The following is a 14,806-nucleotide window of genomic DNA, read 5'->3' on the forward strand; positions in this document are numbered from 1 at the left end:
ACCCGCCTATGGGACATACCTTGCACCCAAACTGGTGAAACGCCTATGGGACATACCTCGCACTCAAACCAAGGTGTCTGTCCCATAGGACCAATCAAAAATATTGTTATTAAATTTTGTACAAAATAATATACATTTCCTGCACTTATTTGAAAAGTATCTCCAAAAAGCGGCGATGGGGGCCGGCCTAGCACATCCCCCTACAGCTTTGTCCGTAAACTTAGCAGCTCTGGGAAAAATTGCTGGTCTAGTACTCTCTTTAAATAGGTAACGCCAGAAGAGCCGCCTGTTCCCGTTTTATGGCCAATAATTCTTTCCACCGTGGTCATATGATTAAAACGCCAAAGCTGCTGCTGGTTGCCGATATCTACCAGCTTCTCCGCCAGCTCATATAAATCCCAATATTGCTCCGGATTGCGGTACACCGTCAGCCATGCCTCTTCGACACTATCATTATGTTCATAGTTTTGCGACCAGTCGCGGTTCAGCGCTTTTTCATCTACCTGTAACCCATGAGCCGTAAGGGCAAAAATCGCCGCATCATAAATGCTCGGTTCATTTAACGCCTTCACCATCAGCGGATATAACTCCTCCTGATGCTGATAGACGGCAAGAGTGCGAGCATTCTTGTTTCCAAGGGCAAATTCAATTAAGCGGTTTTGATAGGATTGAAACCCGGAAGAGCGTCCTAATTTATCACGAAATTGCATGTACTCGGACGGCGTCAGTGTGGAAAGCACACTCCATGACTGGATGAGCTGCTGCTGAATCCTTGAGACCCGCGATAGCATTTTAAACGAAGGCTCCAAATCATTTTGGCGGATACAGGCGATGGCCGCATTCAGTTCATGCAAAATCAGCTTCATCCACAGCTCGCTCGTTTGATGGATGATGATAAACAGCATTTCATCGTGGTGATCCGAAAGCCGGTGCTGGCTCGACAAAAGCTGGTCAAGGCGCAGATAATCACCATAAGACATATCCTTTTGAAAGTCTAATTGAATGCCTTTTTCTAAGTTTTTATCCTCTGAGTTTTTCACTTTAAAGACCCCCTAATCAATCTTTCATCATCATGTCTTGCTGGGCAGCTGCATCGACTCTCTTTTTATGAAAAAAGAAATACACAACCGTCAAAAACACCAGCCACGGGATACCGAACTGAAGCAAAATTTTAAACGGTGTAAACCAGGTGGTAATCATCAGACTCACTAACAGAACAGCCCCAAGAACGGTCAAATAAGGAAAACCGAGCATTCTCACCGGCAGCTTGCGTCCCCCTGATTTTTCCCACATCTTTCGGAAAAATAAATGCGAGATAAACACCATTAACCACGTAAAAATGGCGCCAAACATCGAAATTCCCATCATAAAGGCGTACGAGGTTCCCGGGAACACGGCGCTGACCACGGCGGCAACTATAATCCCGACGGCGGAAACGGCCAGAGCAAATAATGGAACTCCTTTACTATTCACCTTTCCAAAAACAGCTGGCGCAAATCTTGCCTGTGACAGAGAGAACACCATTCTAGTCGACGCATATAATTGGCTGTTCATCGCGGATAAAGCTGCGGTCAAAATAATAAAATTCATAATTCCAGAGGCACCGGGGATATTCAAAATTTCCATTACCTTTACAAATGGACTTTTATCGATACCCGCCTGTTTCCACGGAACAATCATCAGCATGATGCCAAGCGTCAAAACATAAAAGGTGGACAGACGGAAAACCGTTGCCTTCAACGCCTTAGGCACGGCCACATCAGGGTCCTTTGCTTCACCAGCGGTTACGGCAATCAATTCGGTTCCTAAAAAGCTAAACAGCGAAATAAAGATGGCAATCCAGACCCCTTTAAAGCCAAACGGGAGAAATCCTCCGTCATTTGTGAAATTTTCAGGACCAATGTTTGCAGGGCCAGAGGATCCGAATAAAACATAAGCACCTAGTAAAATAAATCCGATGATTGCACTAATTTTGATCATCGAAAACCAGTATTCAAAGGTGGCAAAAGTGTGTACGCTCGTAGCGTTCACATAAATGAGCACAGCACCAAACAGCAAAATCCAGACCATTCCCGGCACGCTTGGGAACCAGTATTTCATATAGACGGCAATGGCGCTGACTTCAACTCCCACAGCCAATACGTTAGCAATCCAATACGAATAGCGGACTAGGTAACCCGCCATCGGGTGGATGTATTTCTCGGCAATCAGTCCGAATGATCCCGAGGTGGGGTGGGCAACCGTCATTTCCGCCAAACAGCCCATGAGCAAGAGGACAATAAACGCTCCGAATGCATAACTAATCAGGACTCCCGGCCCTGCTGTACTAATTGCAAGACCGCTTCCGAGGAACAGCCCCGTTCCGATGGCACATCCCATCGCAATCATCGTCAGCTGCTTTGTTTTGAGCTCCCGCTTTAATCCCTTATCTATCTTACTTTCCATATGTCCCCGCCCTTCCTTTTATATACATGTTTTTATAAAGCCGCTGCCTGATATCTTAATCAATAGCCGCTTCTGTTCTGGTTTATCCGCAAATTTTTGAGATTTATCCGCGAATATGGGTTATTTATCCGCGAATTTCGCCCCATTATCTGCGAATCTTTGCACTTTATCCGCGAATCCTACTAGTTAAGCTACAATCTCCCGCTCATTCGCAAATTTTTCATATTGCTTTTCAACCATAATCTCCTTCAAGATTCGCACCACGTTCCAAACATCTTCATAAGACGTATAAAGCGCAATCGGTGCAAGACGGACCACGTTCGGTGCGCGGAAATCCGGAATAATCCCGTTCTCTTTTAATGACTTACAAATCCGCGCGGCTTCAGGATGTTCAAGGCAAACATGGCCGCCTCGACGTACATCTTCACGAGGATTCCCAATCGTAAAACCAAGACCCGCTAATTCCACTTCAATCAATTCCATGAAATACTGGTTAATTTCCAGCGACTTTTTACGAATATTTTCAATCCCTGCTTCTGCAAAAATTTCTAGGGAGCCAAGCAGCGGTGCCATACTTAATACATGAGGCGTGCCGATTTGATAAGCGCCAGCTGTTTCCGCAGGAGTAAAGGTATGCTCGAGGTCAAACTGCTTATCCTTGCGGGAACCAAACCAGCCAGCCAAGCCTGGATTCGCACCAAAGTGTTTCCGGTTCACATACAGCCCCCCGACACTTCCCGGTCCGCCGTTTAAATATTTGTAATTGCACCAATAAGCAAAGTCTACATCCCATTCACTAAAGGAATGAGGAATCGCGCCGACGGAATGGCAGCCGTCAAAGCCGATTAAAATACCGCGTTTATGCGCTTCCTCGGTTAATCGTTTCATATCAAGAATTTGCCCGCTGCGATACTGGACCGTCGGGAGAATCACCAAAGCCACCTCATCGGTCATTGCTTCTATTATATCCTCTTCTTCAATGACACGGCCATCCCTGCTTTTGGCGCGAATCAAATGCTCATCTGGATCATAACCGTGGATGTGGAGCTGGCTTTTCAGCGCATAAATATCGGTTGGAAAGTTCAGCTCATCAGCTAGTATTTTGGTTCGCTTTCCTTGCGGCTGATAAAATGTCGCGACTAACTGATGAAGATTTACCGTCGTGGAACCGGTTACAATTACTTCCTCAGCTGATGCCCCAACGAGCGGTGCCAATAATTCTGCTAATCTCTCGGAAAGATCAAACCATGGATGTGTCCCCTTTGTCCAGCCGTCGATGCCATGCTCCTTCCAATCTTCCAGCGATTCGATTAGTGTTCGTTCGGCGCGCTTCGAAAGCAGGCCCAATGAGTTTCCGTCCATATAAATCGTGCCCTGCTTCAGATAAAACTCATCGCGAAACCGTTTAAGCATGTCTGTACTGTCCAGCTGTTTGGCATATTCTACAGTTGGTTGCATCATTATGAAATTCCCCCTTTTTATTACTTGAAGAAAATATATCAATAAATATGACATGGTGTCAATATTATATTTCAGAAAATTAACAATCTTGTAACCGACCTTATTTTTAGATATTCTTGATGGTATAGAGTTCAGGAGGATGCGGAAATGAAGGAGAAACATGATGTGGTTGACAAACGCCATTTACGTTCCATTAAGACAAAGCAAAAGCTGCTGGAAGCCGCTAAGGAAGTTTTTCTAGAGGAAGGCTTTCAAAAGGCAACGATTTCACAGATGATTAAAAAAGCAGGAATTGGCTACGGAACCGCCTATGTTCATTTTGAGGGCAAAGAGGAAATTTTGATGGTATTGATGGATGATGTCATGGAAAAATTCTATGAAATTGCTGAGGTATCATTTTTTCCAAAAACAAAGGAGGAAGCGCGGCAGATTATCCTTTCGCAGGCAACTGCGTTTTTAAAAATGGCCGAAACCGAACGAAGCATGATGAGGCTGTTTGAGCAGGCGATCGGCATATCGCCATCGATTGCAACAAAATGGAAAGCCATCCGTGAAAAATTTATTCAGCGAATTTCCCAAGACATCGCCTTCGCCCAGAAAAATGGACTGGCCCGAGCCAAGCTAAACCACACACTTGTTGCCAAAGGCTGGTTTTTTACGAACGAAATGTATCTGTGGGAAATCGTCCGTAACGAACAACAGGGCACCGTTGAGGAAATCGCGCAAACCATGACGGCTGTTTATACTGAGGGGCTTTATCCTTAAGAAGGACCAGGCAACACTGCCCGGCCCTTTTTTACTTGTGTGAATATCAGATACTTGTATTCTACTGGTCTAATAGCCCGAAATCTGCTGGAACCACCTTAGTCGGGTAAGTAGAGCTTGGCTAGCTGCTCGAAATCGACTGAAACTTTGTTTCTAATTTACCAGTATATGATATTCCTAATCTAGTAACTCTAGTTCAATCACCGTATCCTTTTCGTCCGGCAGGTCAGCGGAAGTACGGCTTAAACCTAATTATTTTAAAACTGTCAAACCTTTTTATAATAGTCTAAAGGCGGCTCTTATCCTTTCACAGATCCTGAACCAAGTCCTTTTTCAATTTTTTCCTGGAAGAATAGATAGACGATAATCGTTGGGATGATGGTAATAAAGATACTCGCGAACATCGGTCCCATGTCGGAGGTGCCCATTTTACCTACAAAGGTAAGGAGACCCATTGAGATGTTATACATATCGTGATCGGTTATAAACAGGACATTCCAGACGAGATCATTGTAGATGCCGAAAAACGCTAGGATTCCCGCTGTAGAGATGGCCGGCATCGTTAATGGCGCCAGAATTTGAAATAGCAGACGATATGGACCGCATCCGTCCATAATAGCGGACTCATCCAATTCTTTAGGCAAGTCCTTCATGTAACCCGTAATTAAGAAAATGGTCAATGGCAGCTCAAAAACCGCATATAAAATGATCATCACGAAGTAATTATTAAACCCATTAATAGCCGTCACAATCTGTGAAATCGGAATCAACATCGAGAACACTGGTATCATTAATCCGAGAGTGTAATACAAATAGATCGGCGTATTCAGCTTAAAATTAAACCTTGCCAGCGGATAAGAGGCAAGGAGCCCTAAGATCAATGACAACAATGTTCCAAATGTCGCATAAATAATCGAATTTATAATGGAGATATGGATGTTGGCAGATTCAAATGCTGCAACAAAGTTTTCAAATCTCCACTTAGTAGGCAGTGCTAGTATTTCGTTATAAATTCCCTCGTTATCCTTAAAGGAAGACAACAAATTAAAGAATAATGGGTATAGGAAAAAAATAGAACAAAGGATGGCAAACCCATAGATAACGATTTTTCCAATTTTCATTTTTACACCTTCCTTTCTAAACGCTGTCTTTAAGCTGAACGAGCTTTTCCTTGGAATAAGCGGTTCAGGACTATGGTTGAAACAAGTGCTGTTACAACAATAAAGGTGGCAATGGCATTACCGCCGCCAAAGTTGTTATATACAAAGGATTGATTGTAAAGCATGGTAGTCGGAACCTCCGTTGCTCCGTTCGGCCCGCCGCCCGTCATGACATAGACTTGCGCAAATACACGGATAGACTGCGTCACGGCCAGAATCGAAAAGATTTTAAAGATTTCCTTCATTAACGGAACGGTAATGTATAGGACTTTTTGAAACCCATTGGCCCCGTCGATTGTAGCAGCCTCATAAATTTCTTCAGGGATCGATACCATCCCGCTCGCAAATATGATCATATTTAGCCCGCAAAAAATCCAGGCATTAACGGCAACAACGGAGAAAATAGCGATATCAGGATCGCCCAGCCAGTCCATCGCCCATTGATCTAAACCGATGGATACAAAAATATTATTGATTAGTCCACCCTTCCCTTTTAACAGAAACTGCCACAAAAGTCCTAATGCCGTCAGCGGCAGAATGGACGGGATGAAATAGCTGACTCGAAAGAAGCGTTTTCCTTTGATTTTCGAAGTAATAATTAATGCTAGAATAAAAGAAAAAGGCATGATAAGAATAAATGAACCAAGGATAAAGATAAGCACGTTTTTCAAAGATAAATAAAAGCCCTCATCTTGAAACATCAAGATGAAATTGTCCCAGCCGGTATAAATTAACGGCGAAGCTTTGATTCCATTCCAAGAAAAGAAGGACAAATAAAAGGTTTGAAAAATTGGTACAATGAAAAAGATAGAATATAGAATAATAGAAGGCAGTAAAAAGACAGATATAGTCAGTGCTTGTTTTTTGTTAAAAATTTTTAATACCCCCCTTTTAATAATTGAGGAGATACCGCCCCACCCAAATAGGGGAGCGGTATCAGCGGTTTCGTTATTTTAGATTATCTGAGAATTTTTGAATATTTTCCGCTGTCTTTTCAGGGGAGTTTCCTGCAAACATCCCTTGGATTTCGTTTCTTAATTTATCCTGGAATTGCGGGCGCGGATCGTATGCCGTAATTTCCATTAAGAATTCACTCGAAGATTCAAGTGCTTTCGTATATTCCTGTGTAACCGGATCTACTTTTAGTGAATCCATATCCATTTTCACCGGATATACACCCCCGCCGGCCTTTTCAAAGTAGTATTGGAAGGCATCGACGGATGTTAAGTATTTTACTAATTTGATTGCAGCATCCTTCTTTTTTCCTTTAATCTCCTTGAACACTGAGTATCCGCCTGCGCCGCCATGCCACGCATTTAGATGATCCGGCGCATCCTTAAATCCTGGGAATGGGATAACGCCAATTTTATCGGCAATATCTGATTCAGCAAGGGATGAAATTCCCCAGCTTCCGTTAAATAACATCGCACTTTTACCGCTAGTAAACGCAGAAGTGACTTCATTATCGTCAGTCGTTACGATATTGTCCCCGAAGACGCCAAGATCAGCCCACTGTTTCATAATTTTGAAGATCTCAAGCATATCTTTGTCGGTGTATTTCGCTTTGCCGCTGACTAGATCTTCTGTTTTTTGCAAGCCAAACTTTTTCATAGTGATATTACTGATTAAGTGGCCGCCGCGGAAGTTTTCTTTATCGCCCATCCGAAGCAGGGTAATGTCTTCCTTCGCAAATTTCTTTTGCAATTCCGGAATATCTTCAATATACTTTGGTGGTTCTGCCCCAATCTTTTCAAACAGCTCTTTATTGTAAAATAACGCGATACTATAAAACTCAGAAGGAACTCCATAAACTCCAGGAAGATCGTCATATTTCCAAGTATCAAATAATGGTAAGAACGCGTCAGACCATTGTTTGTCTTCTTCAAGGACTGGAGTTAAATCCATTGCAATGTTCTTGGCATATTCTTTAAATGCCTGCCCGCCATAGTTCACCCAAATTTCTGGGACATTTCCAGTCGCGACAGATGTCTTAAACTTATTATTAAAGGCAGCCTCATCGTTAAGGGATTCATCAACAACCTTAATATCAGGATTTTCCTTCATGAATTTGTCTAACAGCTCATTAAATGCTTTAGATTCCGGATCATCCCCGCCCATTCGTGATAAAATACGAATAGTCGTTTTACCTGATTCCTTTTCTTCTTTTGAAGAAGTCTTGTCACTTGAACTGCACCCTGCCAAAACAATCGATAATAGGAGTGCCATAGCCATGAAAATTGTAAACGTTTTCCTCAATTCTTATACCCCCTTTTCAAATATAACTTGAGTATAGTTGGAATCCATCAAATGGAACATGGAGAAATTTTACCTTGTGTTCAAAATTTTTTCTATTCTGAATATTACTATTTATATTTTTTACACGATAGAGTATATTTGGCTTAGCTAATATGATACAAAAATAATAGTTTTTATTTTTAAAAATAAGGTGATATCGATGAAAGCATACAGGAACCTCTCTTCATATGTAACGAAACGTAAACCGATTGCCTTCTCCATAAATGCTAAAATAACCTTTTTCCTGTTATGCTTAGTGATTGGTTTTTTATCATTTTCCATGCTTATTACCTATCAAATCTCCTCTAAAATTCTAGTACAACAAACTATTGATAGCACCAATCAAAATTTTAGCCAGATATCAAATAAATTAGAGTTAATTTTTAACGAAACAGAAGAATTAGCGGAATTAGTTGTGACAAACTCGATCATTCAACAATATACCTCTATAAAGGTTCCCGCTCATTCACTGGAGGAACACCGAAATATTCAGGAAGTGAAAGATATCTTAAGTGAAATTAAAGGAACAAAAGATTATGTTGATTCCATTATGATTTTTGCAAACAATGGTCTGGTGTATGACTCGGGCGAGATTTCTGTCCTAAGCATGCAATCACCCATTACGCTAAAACAGCACTCCGTTCGAGCTACAGCCTGGAGGGGAGTCTATCATAGCAACTACACTTTATATGGGAAACAATTAAACATCGTTTCTTTTTTCCAGCGCTATAATTCGGAGAGGACAGCACTTCCTTTAGGGACCATTCAAATAAATCTAAGAGAAAGTTGGATTCGCAAGCAATATCACTCAGTTGATTTTGGTCAGGGCGAGAATATTTTTATCGTGAATCATGACGGAAGGATTGTATCCCATCATAACCCTTCAAACCTTTACCAATCCATAAAAAGTCAACCCTATTTTACATTGGTAAAACAAAAGAAAAGCGGACAGCGGGTTACGCTGGATAACAGAGAATATTTAGTTGTTTCTCAAGAACTGCCTAAATTAAACTGGACCCTTGTCGCTCTAGTTCCGATCGAGAACATTTTAGCGGTAAACAATCCGCTCATGAGGTCATTCCTTCTGATTGGATTCATCATGATAGCGAGTGTTGTTCTGATCACACTATTAATCTCAAATCTTGTATCCAAGCCGTTAAAAAAAATCAATCATGTGGTGAAAGAGGTGCAAAACGGGAATTTAGATGTTTCTCTTGATATCAACAGCAGAGATGAGATCGGGGTGTTGGCCAAAGAGTTCAATAAAATGGTGAGAAGAACAAAAAGGCTGATGGAAAAAGTGGTAAAGGAGCAGGAAAAGAAACGAAAATACGCCCTTATTAGTGTACAATCGCAGCTAAATCCCCACTTTTTATACAATACACTGGAAAATATCTGCGGTCTTGCAGAAATGGAGCAGAAAAAAGAAGTCATTGAATTAACCCATAAATTAGCTGATTTTTATCGAGGCGTTATAAGTAAAGGAAATCAGATTATCTCCATGGAAGAAGAAATGCTTATTTCTAAACGGTATTTAGAAATTCTCAGTATTCGATATAAAGAAAGACTTACGTATAAATTTATTTTCAACCCTGAAATCTTTAATTATCAAATTGTGAAGCTTTCCTTGCAGCCCATTATTGAAAACGCTGTCCGTCATAATTTAAAGGACGAAGAAGATCATATTTACATCGAAATTAGCGGGGAAAAACGTGGTGATCAGATTCATATCTTTGTCCATGATCACGGGGAAGGAACGTTTGATAAGTCCATTGAATCGCTGCTAAAAGAAAAACAAGAAAAAGGGAATATCGGTTTTGGCTTATACAGCTCAAGCGAACGAATTAAACAATACTTTGGTGAACAGTATGGTATCACGATTCACAACAATCCTGGAAAAGGCACATCTGTTGAAATTATCATTCCTGCCATTAGACAAGGAGAGATTGCACATGTATAACGTTCTTTTAGTTGATGATGAACAATTCATTCGAGAAAGAATCAAGGGCTGTCTAAATTGGGACGAACTAGGCTTTTCCATTATTGGTGAAGCCGAGAACGGGGAAAAGGCCTTACATTTTATCCGCAATAATCCAATCGATTTGGCGATTATTGATATTAATATGCCTCTCATGGATGGATTAGAGCTTGCCGGCTTGCTTCATGAGCAGCAGAAGGGGCTGCAGATCGTTTTTCTTACGGGATACGATAAATTTGAATATGCCCAAAAAGCTATTCAGCTAGGGGTTTTCGATTATATATTGAAGCCTGTTCGTTCCGAGGACTTGGCTGAAATGCTTCAAAAGTTTAAAGAGAAGAAAGAAAAAGAGAATGCAGCTTCTGTCGCACTAGATCAAAAGGAAATGAAATCATACATTGTGTACCAATTATTAAATGGCCCTGTCACCAATATGATGGTTCAAGCCTATCAGGAGCTCTTTTCAGCTGTTGCAGGTGAACCTGCTTGCTTCCTATTAATTTCTCCTGATGTGGAAGTGGAGGAAAACCTGCAAACACAGATTGTGAATTTTGTTTTACAATCCTTCCCTAGGCCAATTTATCATCTTGGGGTTAATCATCAGCTGTTTTCCTCTTATTTAATCAGGGCTAATGATATCGATAGGGCCCAATCTATGCTGTTCGCCTTGAAAAAACATTTCCAGCTGTCGTTTTCTATTGGCGCTGGTCCAAGAATGGATAATCTGTTAATGTTCGGTGAAGCTTTTCAAAAGGCCAAATTCGCCTTACACAACCGGCTGACAAAAGGGACGGGAAAAATCTATCATTACCTGCAGGAAAAAGACGAAAGCCATAGTGCGATTTTAGAAAAAATTGAAAAGCTATCCGTACTAGTAAAGTCCGGGAATGAAGAAATGGCGCAAAAGGAATTGGCAGAAATTATTCATTTATGTCAACAAAACAAACTCTCTTCTGCCAAGTTCTTTCTTTTGACAAGGGAACTGATTACCAGCATTAACAAAGGGATTCATGATTTTCAGTTAAAAAAGGACTATTTTACGGAATTAAACCAATTTGATCGATTTACAGAGCAATTTCGCACAATCAAAGAATTGAAGACTTTTTTTAGCAATCTATTAATAGAGGCTATATCCATCTCCAGGCAGACCCTTTTGGAGTTAAAATCGCTCTCGCTTCAGGCAATTACCTTTATGGAGAGTCAATATCAGGATTGCGAAATAGGGTTAAATTCTATTGCTGAATATTTACATGTGAACCCTTCTTATTTGAGCAGAATTTTTAAAAAGGAGACGGGGATTACCGTCATTGAATATTTAACGAAAATTAGAATGGAAAATGCCAGAAAACTGTTAATGAACGGTTGTAAAAATATACAATTCGTCTCCGAAATGACCGGATACAACGACCCGCATTATTTTAGCAGATGCTTTAAAAAATACTATAAGGTTCCGCCTTCAAAGATTATCTAATAGTGTCCCCGTGCTTCAAAGGAATGGGGACACGGTTACCCGTGTCCCTGTTTCCTAACTGGCCATATTGGATTGTGTGTTTTCGTTATGTTTTTCACCAGCTTGGGTGTTTTTTGTGAAAAAACTTACGGTGAACATAATGATAATGTTTGTTGCTAGTGCGATGATTCCAATGTTTAGGTCTTGAATGACGCTAGGCAGTGATGGAAATAACATCGCCATAGTTGTTTTGGTAAATGTTACATAGATAACAATTGCGACACCCACGAACATCCCGGCTCCTGATCCATACTTTGTAATCCCATTATTTTTTCTAAGGCTCAAATACAAGGAAGGCGCCATTTGGGTAATTAAACTGAATGACGTTAAATACAAAGTAGCCAGTGTGTTGCTTTCACTCATCGAAAAGAATGAACATAGAACCGATAAAAGAACAACAAATATTTTTGCAGAGAGCGCTTTATTTTTATCAGAAACATTCGGTTTTAATGGTTCGATTATGTTGGTTGTAATCATCGTAGCAGCCGACATTAACATCATCGACCCAGGAACCAGTGTAGCTAACAAACCGGTTGCCCCTATAATCCCTACAAACCACGGATCAAACGTTTTCATTGAAATTTCTAACAGAGCAAAATCCCCATTTTTCAAACCAGGCAGTTGGACCATAGCTGTAAATCCTACAAAGTAAACAAATAATACCATCAGCGCGTAAATCGGCAGCAATACAGCATTTAAGCGAAAGGCTTTTGCATTTTTAGAGGCGTAGATCGTTGGTGCATTATGCGGCCACATGAAATAGGCAAACGCACTAATGGCAACTGTCGAGACAAACCAGGAAACACTCAAGCCTTTATGTGGAAGTGTCAAAGCATGAGGCTTTATTTTGCTGACAGCTTCGAATAAACCGGTTGGGCTTCCATAATAATGAATCGGCAAGTAAATTCCTAAAAATAGGATAACAAAGAATATTAAGAAATCTTTTACGGTAGATGTCCATGCAGAACCGTGTATGCCAGAAACCATGACGTATACTAACAAGGCGACCATTCCTACCCATATCGCTACATGCGAAGGGATTGCACCGTAGGAAGTGGCTTCAACCAGAATTCCCATGGATTTAAACAGAATCGTGATATATGGAATAAGAGCGACTACACCCACGATTGCAACAAAAACACCAAGACCGGTACTTTTATATTTTTTTGAAAAAAATTGTGACTGAGAGACAACATTATTTTCTTTTGCGTATTTCCAAATAGGTGGCAATATCCAATAAGAGGTGATTGTTCCTAAAGCAGTAAAGGCTAATAAATAGAAGGCTGCGGCACCATTATTAAACGCCAGACCGCTTGTCCCAAGCAAGGTAAAAACAGAATACGTTTCGCCAGCTAAAAGAAGAAAGACAAACATCCCGCCAAATCCACGGCCGCCGATGGCCCATTGCTCCATACTCATATCTTTTCCGCGTTTAGCTAATAGTCCTAAGGCAATACTAATGAATAAAAATACTGTAATAATGATTAAGGGTGTATTCATACTTCATCCTCCTTATTTAGGGGGTCTAAACGATAAATGATAAACATAATGACGGAACATAATACTGCCCATAGAATAATCCAAAACAAGAAGAACGGAATTCCTAATACATAGGGCTCCACTTTATTAACAAAAGCAGCCCCGCCAAGTATAGCAATAAACGGAAGTACAGCCAGCAGATAATATAATTTCATTTTCCCCATCCCCTCGAAAAATAATATCGTAAACATTGTGGAAATATTGGGCATTCAGAAGGGGGATCCCCTCTCTGAATGCAAACTCTAGCAGGTGCCGGAGTCCAATCCGTACGAAGCTTATCTGGCAGCCGCCACTTTAAAAGCTGAGCCTGGAACAAACTTACCAAATCCCGGTTGTTGAGTGACATTCTCTCCGTCAAACACTTCTTCTCCACGCACAATGGTAGAAATCACTTTACCATCGACGACCTGTCCATCAAATGGAGATAATTTGGAGTAAGATTTAAATGAAGTTTGATCAATCATTGTTTTTTGGTTAGGGTCAATCACTGTGAAATCAGCATCAAATCCGATATTAATCTGCCCTTTACAAGGGATTGAAAACACTTCTGCCGGATGGCTTGACATTAAATTTGCAAATTCATTTGGAGATAGTTTTCCATTTGCCACCGTGCTGTTAAACATTAACGGTGTCATAATTTCAACACCCGGCATCCCGGATGATGCTAAGAAAATATTTTCGTACCCTTTGACCTTATGAGCAAGACTCCACGGAGCATGGTCAGACGAAATTAAATCGATGTTTCCTTCTTCAATATGCTTCCACAATCCTTGAACTTCCTCTTTTTCTCGTAAAGGCGGGTTGTTTTTCGCTACAGGTCCGTATGCTTCTAAATCTTCCACATCCATTAATAAATATGGATAGCATGTTTCACATGTTACTTTGACACCTTGTGCCTGGAATTGTTTGATTAAATCAATGGTCCTAGGGTGGCTCACGTGAACAATGTGAAGTTTAACATTGGTCCAATACGCAAATTCCATTAACTTTAAGACAGCACTCGTTTCCGTTACCGGCGGCCGTGTTTCGTTATGGGCTTTAGGGTAAACTTTTCCCTCTTCCTTATATTGATCAATTAAATCAACAATAATTTCATCATTTTCTGAATGGAACGCAGCCCTAAGGCCAGTTTCTTCAATCAGTCTCATTGCTTTTATAATCTCATTGTCTGGAATTCTCGGGAAACGGTATTCATCTGTTTCAAAAGTAGACATCTTAAAGGCAACAGCACCTGCTTCAGCTAAAGGGATAATTTGATCTGTCCCGTTCTTTTTTGAGATTGTTCCCCATAAACAAATATCCACAACCGCTTCTTTTTCTAGCTGTTCAACTTTCTTTTTAAAAATCTCCACGTTATTAATAGGATTTGGAAGATCGTATGGCATATCTAGGAATGTCGTAATCCCCCCGGCTGCAGCTGAAGTACTTGTTGGCACAAAGCCCTCGTCCGGGTTGCTAAAACAGTGCACATGCACATCAATAACACCAGGAAAAACATAGGCATCGCCAAAATCCTTAATCGTTTTAGCCTCCAAACTTCCGGTTCCCTCATGAATGCTCACGATTTTCCCTTCCTTGATACCTACTTCTCCCTTAATAACAGAATCTTTTAACACGATGTTTCCTCTAATAATGCGATCAACTTTATTCATG

Annotated in this window: 12 protein-coding genes; 3 read left to right on the forward strand and 9 right to left on the reverse strand. The window is 40.8% G+C overall.

What is annotated here, in order from left to right; translation table 11 throughout:
* Positions 1 to 200: 200 nt before the first annotated feature.
* The 3 genes from kynA to kynU all read right to left on the reverse strand — a co-directional run bounded on the left by kynA (position 201) and on the right by kynU (position 3,906).
* The gene (gene kynA / locus IE222_RS22980) at positions 201 to 1,040 is read right to left on the reverse strand and encodes a tryptophan 2,3-dioxygenase (RefSeq protein WP_191276721.1); all 840 of its coding nucleotides are present in this window, start codon (positions 1,038 to 1,040) and stop codon (positions 201 to 203) included.
* 16 nt (positions 1,041 to 1,056) lie between these two features.
* Positions 1,057 to 2,445: an amino acid permease gene (locus IE222_RS22985; RefSeq protein WP_191276722.1), complete on the reverse strand. Its 1,389-nt coding sequence runs from the start codon at positions 2,443 to 2,445 to the stop codon at positions 1,057 to 1,059.
* A 186-nt stretch (positions 2,446 to 2,631) separates the two neighbouring features.
* The gene (gene kynU, locus IE222_RS22990) at positions 2,632 to 3,906 is read right to left on the reverse strand and encodes a kynureninase (protein ID WP_191276723.1); all 1,275 of its coding nucleotides are present in this window, start codon (positions 3,904 to 3,906) and stop codon (positions 2,632 to 2,634) included.
* Between the two features lie 147 nt (positions 3,907 to 4,053).
* On the opposite strand from kynU, the gene IE222_RS22995 reads away from it, so the two are divergent.
* A complete protein-coding gene (locus tag IE222_RS22995; RefSeq protein ID WP_191276724.1) occupies positions 4,054 to 4,671 on the forward strand; it encodes a TetR/AcrR family transcriptional regulator in 618 nt (205 codons plus the stop codon).
* 299 nt (positions 4,672 to 4,970) lie between these two features.
* Here IE222_RS22995 and IE222_RS23000 read toward each other — a convergent pair whose 3' ends face one another.
* The 3 genes from IE222_RS23000 to IE222_RS23010 all read right to left on the reverse strand — a co-directional run bounded on the left by IE222_RS23000 (position 4,971) and on the right by IE222_RS23010 (position 8,087).
* Positions 4,971 to 5,792 (reverse strand): carbohydrate ABC transporter permease, encoded by an 822-nt coding sequence (locus IE222_RS23000; RefSeq protein WP_191276725.1) that lies wholly within the window; start codon positions 5,790 to 5,792, stop codon positions 4,971 to 4,973.
* A 29-nt stretch (positions 5,793 to 5,821) separates the two neighbouring features.
* Entirely contained in the window at positions 5,822 to 6,532 is a 711-nt protein-coding gene (locus IE222_RS23005) for a carbohydrate ABC transporter permease (protein WP_223282863.1), read from the reverse strand.
* 247 nt (positions 6,533 to 6,779) lie between these two features.
* Positions 6,780 to 8,087 (reverse strand): ABC transporter substrate-binding protein, encoded by a 1,308-nt coding sequence (locus IE222_RS23010; protein ID WP_223282861.1) that lies wholly within the window; start codon positions 8,085 to 8,087, stop codon positions 6,780 to 6,782.
* A 199-nt stretch (positions 8,088 to 8,286) separates the two neighbouring features.
* On the opposite strand from IE222_RS23010, the gene IE222_RS23015 reads away from it, so the two are divergent.
* Together IE222_RS23015 and IE222_RS23020 are read left to right on the forward strand one after the other, a co-directional pair.
* Positions 8,287 to 10,086: a cache domain-containing sensor histidine kinase gene (locus tag IE222_RS23015; protein ID WP_191276726.1), complete on the forward strand. Its 1,800-nt coding sequence runs from the start codon at positions 8,287 to 8,289 to the stop codon at positions 10,084 to 10,086.
* Positions 10,079 to 11,575, forward strand: coding sequence for a response regulator transcription factor (locus IE222_RS23020; protein WP_191276727.1), 1,497 nt, complete (start codon positions 10,079 to 10,081; stop codon positions 11,573 to 11,575). Before IE222_RS23015 ends, IE222_RS23020 begins: the two co-directional genes overlap by 8 nt.
* Positions 11,576 to 11,629: 54 nt before the next feature.
* On the opposite strand, the gene IE222_RS23025 is transcribed toward IE222_RS23020, so the two are convergent.
* The 3 genes from IE222_RS23025 to IE222_RS23035 all read right to left on the reverse strand — a co-directional run bounded on the left by IE222_RS23025 (position 11,630) and on the right by IE222_RS23035 (position 14,805).
* On the reverse strand, positions 11,630 to 13,114 hold the full coding sequence (locus tag IE222_RS23025; RefSeq protein WP_191276728.1) for a sodium:solute symporter family protein: 1,485 nt from the start codon (positions 13,112 to 13,114) through the stop codon (positions 11,630 to 11,632).
* The gene (locus IE222_RS23030; protein WP_191276729.1) at positions 13,111 to 13,308 is read right to left on the reverse strand and encodes a DUF3311 domain-containing protein; all 198 of its coding nucleotides are present in this window, start codon (positions 13,306 to 13,308) and stop codon (positions 13,111 to 13,113) included. The genes IE222_RS23025 and IE222_RS23030 overlap by 4 nt, the downstream gene beginning before the upstream one ends.
* 120 nt (positions 13,309 to 13,428) lie before the next feature.
* Positions 13,429 to 14,805, reverse strand: a complete 1,377-nt coding sequence (locus tag IE222_RS23035; RefSeq protein ID WP_191276730.1) for a hydantoin-5-propionate amidohydrolase — start codon at positions 14,803 to 14,805, stop codon at positions 13,429 to 13,431.
* Position 14,806 lies beyond the last annotated feature (1 nt).

It is taken from the genome of Neobacillus kokaensis, assembly GCF_014656545.1.
Taxonomy (GTDB): Bacteria; Bacillota; Bacilli; order Bacillales; family Cytobacillaceae; genus Neobacillus; species Neobacillus kokaensis.

Coding starts and splice junctions, on each gene's coding strand:
- IE222_RS22985 (WP_191276722.1), bottom strand. CDS start 2,445: ATGGAAAGTAAGATAGATAAGGGATTAAAGCGGGAGCTCAAAACAAAG.
- kynU (WP_191276723.1), bottom strand. CDS start 3,906: ATGATGCAACCAACTGTAGAATATGCCAAACAGCTGGACAGTACAGAC.
- IE222_RS22995 (WP_191276724.1), top strand. CDS start 4,054: ATGAAGGAGAAACATGATGTGGTTGACAAACGCCATTTACGTTCCATT.
- IE222_RS23000 (WP_191276725.1), bottom strand. CDS start 5,792: ATGAAAATTGGAAAAATCGTTATCTATGGGTTTGCCATCCTTTGTTCT.
- IE222_RS23005 (WP_223282863.1), bottom strand. CDS start 6,532: ATGTTTCAAGATGAGGGCTTTTATTTATCTTTGAAAAACGTGCTTATC.
- IE222_RS23015 (WP_191276726.1), top strand. CDS start 8,287: ATGAAAGCATACAGGAACCTCTCTTCATATGTAACGAAACGTAAACCG.
- IE222_RS23020 (WP_191276727.1), top strand. CDS start 10,079: ATGTATAACGTTCTTTTAGTTGATGATGAACAATTCATTCGAGAAAGA.
- IE222_RS23025 (WP_191276728.1), bottom strand. CDS start 13,114: ATGAATACACCCTTAATCATTATTACAGTATTTTTATTCATTAGTATT.
- IE222_RS23030 (WP_191276729.1), bottom strand. CDS start 13,308: ATGAAATTATATTATCTGCTGGCTGTACTTCCGTTTATTGCTATACTT.
- IE222_RS23035 (WP_191276730.1), bottom strand. CDS start 14,805: ATGAATAAAGTTGATCGCATTATTAGAGGAAACATCGTGTTAAAAGAT.